This is a genomic window from Nostoc sp. CALU 546 (assembly GCF_048836525.1).
Genome location: NZ_JAWJTF010000420.1, coordinates 1 through 1,341, shown reverse-complemented (window position 1 = coordinate 1,341; position 1,341 = coordinate 1). Strand labels below are relative to the sequence as shown.

The window sequence follows — 1,341 nt, the reverse complement described above, 5'->3', positions numbered from 1 at the left end:
AGGGGGATCTCCAAGGCTTAGATGTATACAAAAAAACTTTTCAGACATCCTTTAAGTGATGGAGGAGCAATAACAAATAAATACTCTTGACAAGCAGATTTGAGTTAACTTAGAAAATCCAACCAAAGGATGTTTACATTTCTCAAAATATAGCATTCACAATCCAAGAGTTCTCTACTATAACAGTATCTTTTCTGAAGGAGTTTGATTGAGAAATGTTAACGTTTTTAACATTAGCCCAAATATTGAATCGGCTGATTTATGCGAAGGCTTTGAAATGAATACCTTGGGTTATATCGAGAGATTCAAAATCTTTTAAGTTTGTAAAGTTCGGTAAACAAAATTAATTTTTGCGCGGGAGCGGGATAAAATAAAACAAGTCAAAGTCAATAAAGATTTGCAAGTTTAATAAAACCAGTTTTTGGAAGTTTCACTGAAAAGCTGTTTTCAGACTACACACTACAGACAAAGTAATTTTACCAAAAAAAATAATGTGATTATTTGAAGTAGTGTAATGTTCATGATTTTGCTTTCAAAACAAAACATCTAGTTTAGTGAAACTAATAGCACTAACTCCAATTGGGTCAAAGCAGAAGACCTTTTGAGTTGAAATTCCAAAAGCTAGTAGTATCACTTGGTTAGGTCTAAAAATTTCAGACCTACTTCATATTTTGATGATTGTGCAGATTTATATTCTGCTGATCTTTCTCAAATTTAAATCCGTTGTTAGAAATAAATATGAACAGAATTTCGCTCATAGTTGGCATATTAGGTTTTGCAGTTGTTGGTTGCACGAATGGCGCTCAAAATGGCAACACTGCTACTAATACTACTAACACTGCTACCAATATAAGTGCAGAGAATGTTGCTACTCCCAATAGAAAATTGCAAACAATCGGCGTTGCGTTGGGTGACTTAGGCAATCCCTTCTATAATGCAGTGCAGAAGGGGGCTGAGACAGAAGCCCAGAAACTTGGGGGTAATATCAGAGTTAATGCGGTTTCCAGTGGCTTTGACTTGAACCAACAAAGCAACCAAATCGAAAATTTCACGGCTGCGAATACTGACCTAATTATCCTCAGTGCTGTTGATAAAAAAGGAGTTAAACCCGTAATTGATCAAGCAAGGCTGGCAGGTAGGGTTGTGATTGCAGTAGATTCAGCCGTTGATGCAGATGTGGATGCAATGATTAGCTCCAACAATACCCAAGCTGGTGAGGTTGCTTGCCAATATATTGCCGATCGCCTCAAAGGTCAAGGTAGTGTAGTTATCCTCAACGGGACTCCGATGGACTCAATCAATCAGCGAGTTAGTGGCTGTGAGAAGTCATTATCCAAATAT

The 1,341-nt window shown here is 37.1% G+C and carries 1 protein-coding gene; it reads left to right on the top strand.

What is annotated here, in order from left to right:
* Nucleotides 1-738: 738 nt before the first annotated feature.
* Nucleotides 739-1,341: substrate-binding domain-containing protein (locus RRG12_RS44200; RefSeq protein ID WP_420763372.1), on the top strand; the 603-nt coding region annotated here is incomplete at its 3' end.